Here is a 6,338-nt window from a genome sequence, read left to right on the forward strand (position 1 = left end):
TAGCCTCGAAACTGCAGGGTTTGCGCGCCTTCTGGCCGCCCTGTCGCCACCAGGCGGCCGATGCTCGACATCCGAAAGAGGGAAGCAATCCTGTGCGGCGTCTAGCAGGCTTCTCTGATTGGGGTCGTTGAGGTCAAGCTCCTCCTGATTTTCCCGGACCATGTCGCCGCCGCAGCACCATGGCGCTCGCCTAGGGTGAATGGCTGAAGGCGCATGAGAACCTGATCGTCACCGGCCAGACCGGAAACCGGCAAGTCGTGGCTGGCCTGCGCCTTCGGCCGGCAAGCAGCACGGCTCGATCATCTATGTGCGCGTGCCGCGCCTGTTCGAGGATTTGGCGCTCGCCCGTCTCGATGGACGCTTCCCACGCCTCTCGACAAACTCACCCGCGCACACCTCCTCATCCTCGACGACTTCGGAACCACTCCCTCACCGACCAGCAGCGCTTCCATCTGTTCGAAATCGTCGAGGAACGCTATCGCCGCAAATCCACCCTGATCACGCCCAGGTCCCGGTGGCCAGATGGCATGACCTGATCGCAGACCCCACCATCGCCGATGCCATTCTCGACAGGATCGTGCACAACGCTCACCGCATCGTGCTCCAGGGCGACAGCATGCGAAAGCAAAAGGCGGCGACCCTTCTTGACCGGCGCCAAAAACGGCGAAATCAATCATCCATGAGCGCAACAAGGCACCCGAGGACCGCCAAATTGTCCGCGACTTAGCGGAATTCTTGTCCGGCCTTTGCGAAATGCGCAAGCAACTCGGGCTCGGGCCATACCGCGCCGCTTGGCGACGTTCATACCCCACGCTCTGAGGCTCGACCATTTCTTGCTGAGTACAAGCAGCGAATGAGCCGCCTCATAGAGGCCGTGCGGGCGAGCTCGTCGCCGCATCGGCTCTTGCCCTGAATGTCCGTCTCGCCGGATTGATAGCGGGGTCAGACACCAAATGCGCTCGACATCCCTCGATCGGCGAAAGCGGTCCGGCTGATCGACCGTGGCACGAAAGGCGAGCGCGGTGATGGGTCCCACACTGGGCACGGACATGAGTCGTCGGCAGACTTGCTCCTTGCGGGCGATATTGAGGACCTGCTTTGTCAGTCGCCCGAACTCGCGCAATATCGTGGCCACGATCGCCAGAAGCGGCTCGACAAGTGCCAATGATGACTGTATCTGCGCCAATCAGTTCGCGCACGCATTGAGCAAGAAATCAGAACGTTGGAAGAACTCATTCTCGGGTTCGCCAAACACAGCGATCCGTGTTCGCAGGCGATCACGCTCGGCGCCGACAAGGCCTATGACGCGGCGTACTTCATCAACGAATTGCGCTCAATGAAGGCGACGCCGCACGTGGCGCAGAACATGAACGGCCGCCGTTCCGCGATCGATCACCGCACAACCCGGCACGGCGGCTATGCCGTCAGCCAGCTCATCCGCAGCGCATCGGCGCTGGGCGGAACCCATGTTCGGGATATAAGAGCTCCAGAGAGGGCGTGACGCCGCGGAAAATTATAGCCGTTTGGGCGGTTGTGCTCTGGCCCGTTACGTGGTGGCAGGACCGCGGGCCTCAGCTGCGGTCCCACGACTCGGGCCGGCAGCCTTCAGATGAGTCCCGTGCGTATCAACCCACCGATGAACGACCATCGACGTGTAGTCGAAGACCGGAATGCCGGTCGCCTCCTGGACCGCCGGAGCGAAAGGGCGGCAAGTCGCCGCACTCAAGGAGCAGCATCCCAATGTCCGGTCGGTCCATTTGTAGAGCCACCGCGGCATTGACTACATCGGTCTCGACGGCGCCGACGTCTAGGTCGTCCTCGGGGATCCTAAGAAAAAAGTCTGCGAACACGGGAGTGTCCTCGAGTCCGGCGACGACCACCCTGCGCCCAACGTTGGCTCGCAGCCCGGCCGCTTCCAACATGTCCTGAGTCAGTGCAAACTTGCTTGCCACAATGATGCCGAGCGCCTTGTCCGGGGGGAGCATTTTTTCGAGAAAAGGAGCGAAGAGAAGGCTCGATAGGAACACGGGTACATCTACCGCGGCGCGGACCGCTTCCTGGTATCGAATCGAGTATCCGCAGCCGCAGGTGATCAATTGCGCACCCTCGCGTACCAGCTCGGTCGCCGCCTGAACCACAGCCGATGTCAGTTCCCCGGCAAAGATCTGGGGGACATGCAGGCCGGGCATCGTCTTGTAGCCCACCGGGACACTCCACGTGGCGGCATTCCCGGTGTCCCCCGGTATGAAGGGCAAATTTGAGTCGCGCTCAAACATCAAGATGCCGACGGGTGCACCGTAGAAAACGAATCGGGGCGCCCGCTTATCTAACGGGAAACGGGGACACCGCTTACCTCCGGTGGTAGGGAAATGGACTATGTATTATCTCCTCACAGTAGCCCATACCTTCTGATGGGCGGTTATTTGCGACCTACGATGCCTGTCCGATCGACCTACCCCCATTTGTGCAACAGCTGGACAAGCATACGCCGTGCCAGTGGCCGCCGGTATCCGTTCCGAGCGCGAATGGCACGATACGAGTTCATCTGCAGGACATAGGTCACTCAGCCCGAACGCTTCACACTCAATCCGCTCCACCAGATGCCGGGACTAAACAACACCTCGCCTCAATCCTCGGAGAGCTTCGCCGTTAGCCTGGATTCGGAGCCCGACGTCGTTGGTGGACCGCGAACAGTTCGATCCGCCGTGAGATGTGTCCGTCAATGACAGACTCAGAGCAATTCGCCTGACGGTGCGGAGATGTAACAGGACGCGTAAACATAGCCGGTCGTGCGCTCTAGGCGATCCTCCATGCCGAGTTTGCTCATAGCCTTCAGGATGGCCCGCCGTTCCGCTGGTGTCGAGAAGCGGCGCTGGCGTTGTCTGAATTGATCTAGGCACTTGGTTTCCAACGAGAAACCCCGAAGAGCCGCGCCGATGTGGTCATAACTGAAGGGGTGCATTGCAAAGGCGACGACCCACGGGCGGGACGTCGCCGAGGCGTCATACACGCGTGCAAAGGTTCGTTCCGTCGCGTAACCTACACAGCCTGTGCTGATGAGGATGTCAGCGTCCATGAGTGCGCAACGTTCCCTGGCGCTCAAATCACGGGTTTCCAAATCTGCCGTGATGCCAGCTTCCAGCAGGCCCAGATTCTGCGCATATCTAACAGCCCGGAATGATGGATCCACGCCGACGAACTGAATGTCGTCACGGAGGCTGCGATCACGAAAGAAGGCGCGATGCTCGATCTCCTGTCGGCGCGAGAGCGATCCACCGGATTCCAGATACGCAGCATACAGATCGTCGAGATCGAGATCGGTGCGAAGTAAAGCAGCGTTGATGCCGTAGGAGCAACCGATATCGATGATCTTCAACCTAGTCTTGTTTCGAACGCGTCGATACTCGGCGAAGATCCGTTCGAAGACCGGCTTGGCCCGATCTGGAATCATATAGTCCACGGCCAAATGCGCGCGAAAATAGGCGTGCGGCCACCTGCCGTTATACACTGCAGTGAAATCGTGCTTCGTCCCCTGAATGCTGCCGCCCCTTGAACTTGTTGGCGCCATTGTCCACCTCACTGCCTAGTGACCTTGGGCGCGCAGCAGCAGATCAAGATGGTTCTTGTCTGAAGCTGACTACCGATATCTCCTTTTCCACAGGACGCGATCTGACACGGACCTGACATGCTGCTTTCCTTTCTTCGTTTCATCGGTCGCGATGTCATCTGGGACATGGCATCGGTCGGCAGCCCCTACCGCATCGTAAGAAGGAACAAAAATCGTGCCAACCGGGCAGAAAGAGCTACAGAAATACTTTTTTACCTGCCTGATCAATGGTTTACATGAGGGTGCGGCGGGAAGCCAAGCGGAACACTAGCGTGACTTGTCCTCGACAATCCGACACAAGATATCGATAGCCCTGCATTCTAGATGCCGTAATAGGCCGCCGCTCCTCGCCTAGCCAGGAAGGTGGCTGTCCCTCAGAGTGATGATGTTGAATGGGGTCTGATTGTGTCGGCCCCAAGCATCAAGCGAGGGACAAACCATGGACTATTATGTAGGGATTGATGTGTCGCTGGAACTGAGCAGCGTTTGCGTGGTGGATTCATCGGGCAAGATCGTGCGTGAGACGAAGGTGGCGAGCGAGCCAGAGGCGCTGTTGCGGCATTTTGGCGATCTTGGGCTGCCGATAGTCAGGGTGGGTCTTGAGGCGGGCCCACTGTCGCAGTGGTTGCGCGAGGGTCTGGTCGACGCCGGCTTCGAGGTGGTGTTGCTGGAGACACGGCATGTGAAGGCGGCACTGTCGGCGATGCCGGTGAAGACGGATCGCAAAGACGCCCGCGGGATCGCGCAGATGCTGCGCATGAGCTGGTACCGTTCTGTGCACGCCAAGTCCGCAGATGCCCAGGTGGTGCGGTCGGCCGCAAGCTGTTGCAGACCAAGCTGCTCGACGTCGAGCTCAGCATCCGCGGAATCCTACGCGGTTACGGGCTCAAGGTTGGCGAGATGAGCCGGGGGCGTTTCGAGGCGCGCATTCGCGATGTCATCGAAGGCCATGACATGCTTGCGACGGTGATCGGCGCGATGCTGCAGGCCCGGGCCGTATTGTGGAACGAGTTTACCCGGCTGTACCGCGCGTGCTGAAGATCGCCCGTGCCGATCCTGTCTGCCCAGCGGCTGATTCGCCCGGTGTCGATCGCCGAACGAGTAGGTGTAAAAGTTTAAACTTTATCTTACAGACGTGTCCTAGGTGTGGAGCTCAACAGGTTGTCCTCGGTTAGGGCGAGACGACTGAAAGGCGGTTTGGACTTTAGGCTGCCGTGTGGGCGATGCCAATTGTATCTGTGGAGCCAGATTGGCAGTTCGGCGGCGCGGTGATCGGATGTCGGGTAGGCAATGGCGGAGGCCCATTCGCGCAACGCCGTCTGGATGAAGCGCTCGGCCTTGCCATTGGTCTTGGGCGTAAAGGGCCTTATCGTGACGTGCTTAAGGCCGAGATCGCGGCAGGCCTTGGCGAAAGCCTTCGATCTGTAGCAGGAGCCGTTGTCGCTCATGACGCGGTCTATGGTGACGCCGAGGCTGGCGTAGTAGGCAACCGCCGCTTTGAGGAAGGCGATGGCGCTCTCCTTTTTCTCGTCGGGCAGGGATCTGCGAGAAGGCGATGCGGGACGCGTCGTCGATGCAGACATGGACGAACTCCCAGCCGGCGCCGCGCGACTTGCCCTTTTGCGGGTCACCGGTGATGCGATGGCCGACTTGGCTGAAGCGGCCGAGCTTCTCGATGTCGATATGGATCATCTCGCCTGGATTCTCCCGCTCGTAAAGCCGTGCCGGTTCGGCCGGCTCGATGTCGCTCAGCCGCGATAGCCCGGCACGTTTGAGAACCCGGCTGACGGTGGCGGGCGAGACGCCGACCTCATGGGCGATGTGCTTGCCGGTCCAACGTCGCCGCCGCAACGCCACGCTCGCCGATCGACGCGCCGGTGAGCTGTGGCATATGGGCAGGCCGCGAGGAACGGTCGACCATGCCGGCACGGCTCTCGGTCTTATAGCGCTCGACCCAGCGCGTCACGATCTCGCCGACACGCCGACGCAGCGGTGTGAGACGGGCATTCTTGTGGATGTTCATTCGGACCCTCCGGTGGAGGCTGAAGCGTGGTAACTCCAGTCTCCTCGGTCCGGTCCGAATGGACAACCTCCCGAAAGCTCACACCTAGAGCGGGATGAAGAGAGGCTGAATCGAAGGGGGATTCCCAAATCAGCGGGGATTTGATTCAACATGCTGGCTGGGGATGGAGGCCAGCATGGATGGGCAAGCCTTATTCGATGGATCTGCGCGAGCGGGTTGTTGGTGCGGTTGAGCAGGAGGGCCTGTCGCGGCGGCAGGCGGCGGCGCGTTTTGGGGTCGGCATCAGCACGGTCATCCGGTGGGTTCGCCGGCTGCGGGAAACGGGCATGGTGGAGCCCGGCAAGATGGGCGGGCGACGGCCGAAGAAGATTGCCGGTGCGCACCGCGACTGGCTTATCGAGCGCTGCCGCAATACAGACTTCACGCTGCGCGGCCTTGCGGCAGAACTGGCCGAGCGCGGGCTGAAGGTCGACTACCGCTCGGTGTGGGAGTTCGTCCGTGCCGAGAAGCTGACGCACAAAAAAAGACGCTGATCGCCGCCGAGCAGGATCGGCCCGATGTGGCGCGTCGGCGGGCGCAGTGGAAGGCCCATCAGGGCCGGATCGCCGCCTCCCGCCTGGTCTTCATCGACGAGAGTGTGCTGCAGAGGCACGGAAGGAGTTCAGTATGAGCTAACCCCGTAACGTGAAGCTGCGTGAATGATGGAGG

4 protein-coding genes and 4 pseudogenes are annotated in these 6,338 nt (G+C 60.6%); 4 read left to right on the forward strand and 4 right to left on the reverse strand.

What is annotated here, in order from left to right; genetic code table 11:
* Positions 1-514: 514 nt before the first annotated feature.
* Positions 515-727: an ATP-binding protein gene (locus AC0L16_RS33115; protein WP_473625726.1), complete on the forward strand. Its 213-nt coding sequence runs from the start codon at positions 515-517 to the stop codon at positions 725-727.
* On the opposite strand, the gene AC0L16_RS33120 is transcribed toward AC0L16_RS33115, so the two are convergent.
* Complete coding sequence (locus AC0L16_RS33120; RefSeq protein WP_473625728.1) at positions 674-1,051, reverse strand: transposase; 378 nt, start codon at positions 1,049-1,051, stop codon at positions 674-676. The genes AC0L16_RS33115 and AC0L16_RS33120 overlap by 54 nt on opposite strands.
* A gap of 222 nt (positions 1,052-1,273) precedes the next feature.
* On the opposite strand from AC0L16_RS33120, the pseudogene AC0L16_RS33125 reads away from it, so the two are divergent.
* Positions 1,274-1,441, forward strand: a pseudogene (locus AC0L16_RS33125) (IS5/IS1182 family transposase); the annotation flags it as partial.
* 184 nt (positions 1,442-1,625) lie between these two features.
* Here the strand turns inward: AC0L16_RS33125 and AC0L16_RS33130 are convergent.
* A complete protein-coding gene (locus AC0L16_RS33130) occupies positions 1,626-2,204 on the reverse strand; it encodes an aspartate/glutamate racemase family protein (RefSeq protein WP_473625724.1) in 579 nt (192 codons plus the stop codon).
* Between the two features lie 527 nt (positions 2,205-2,731).
* Positions 2,732-3,568 carry a hypothetical protein gene (locus tag AC0L16_RS33135; protein WP_473625725.1) on the reverse strand — a complete coding sequence of 279 codons (837 nt, stop codon included), beginning with the start codon at positions 3,566-3,568 and terminating at the stop codon, positions 2,732-2,734.
* A gap of 478 nt (positions 3,569-4,046) precedes the next feature.
* Between AC0L16_RS33135 and AC0L16_RS33140 the strand changes: the two are divergent.
* Positions 4,047-4,671, forward strand: a pseudogene (locus tag AC0L16_RS33140) (IS110 family transposase); the annotation flags it as partial.
* A 63-nt stretch (positions 4,672-4,734) separates the two neighbouring features.
* Here AC0L16_RS33140 and AC0L16_RS33145 read toward each other — a convergent pair.
* Positions 4,735-5,630: pseudogene (locus tag AC0L16_RS33145) on the reverse strand (IS481 family transposase).
* Between the two features lie 179 nt (positions 5,631-5,809).
* Between AC0L16_RS33145 and AC0L16_RS33150 the strand changes: the two are divergent.
* Positions 5,810-6,267 (forward strand): annotated as a pseudogene (locus AC0L16_RS33150) (helix-turn-helix domain-containing protein); the annotation flags it as partial.
* Positions 6,268-6,338 lie beyond the last annotated feature (71 nt).

This window comes from Mesorhizobium sp. WSM4848 (genome assembly GCF_055811375.1).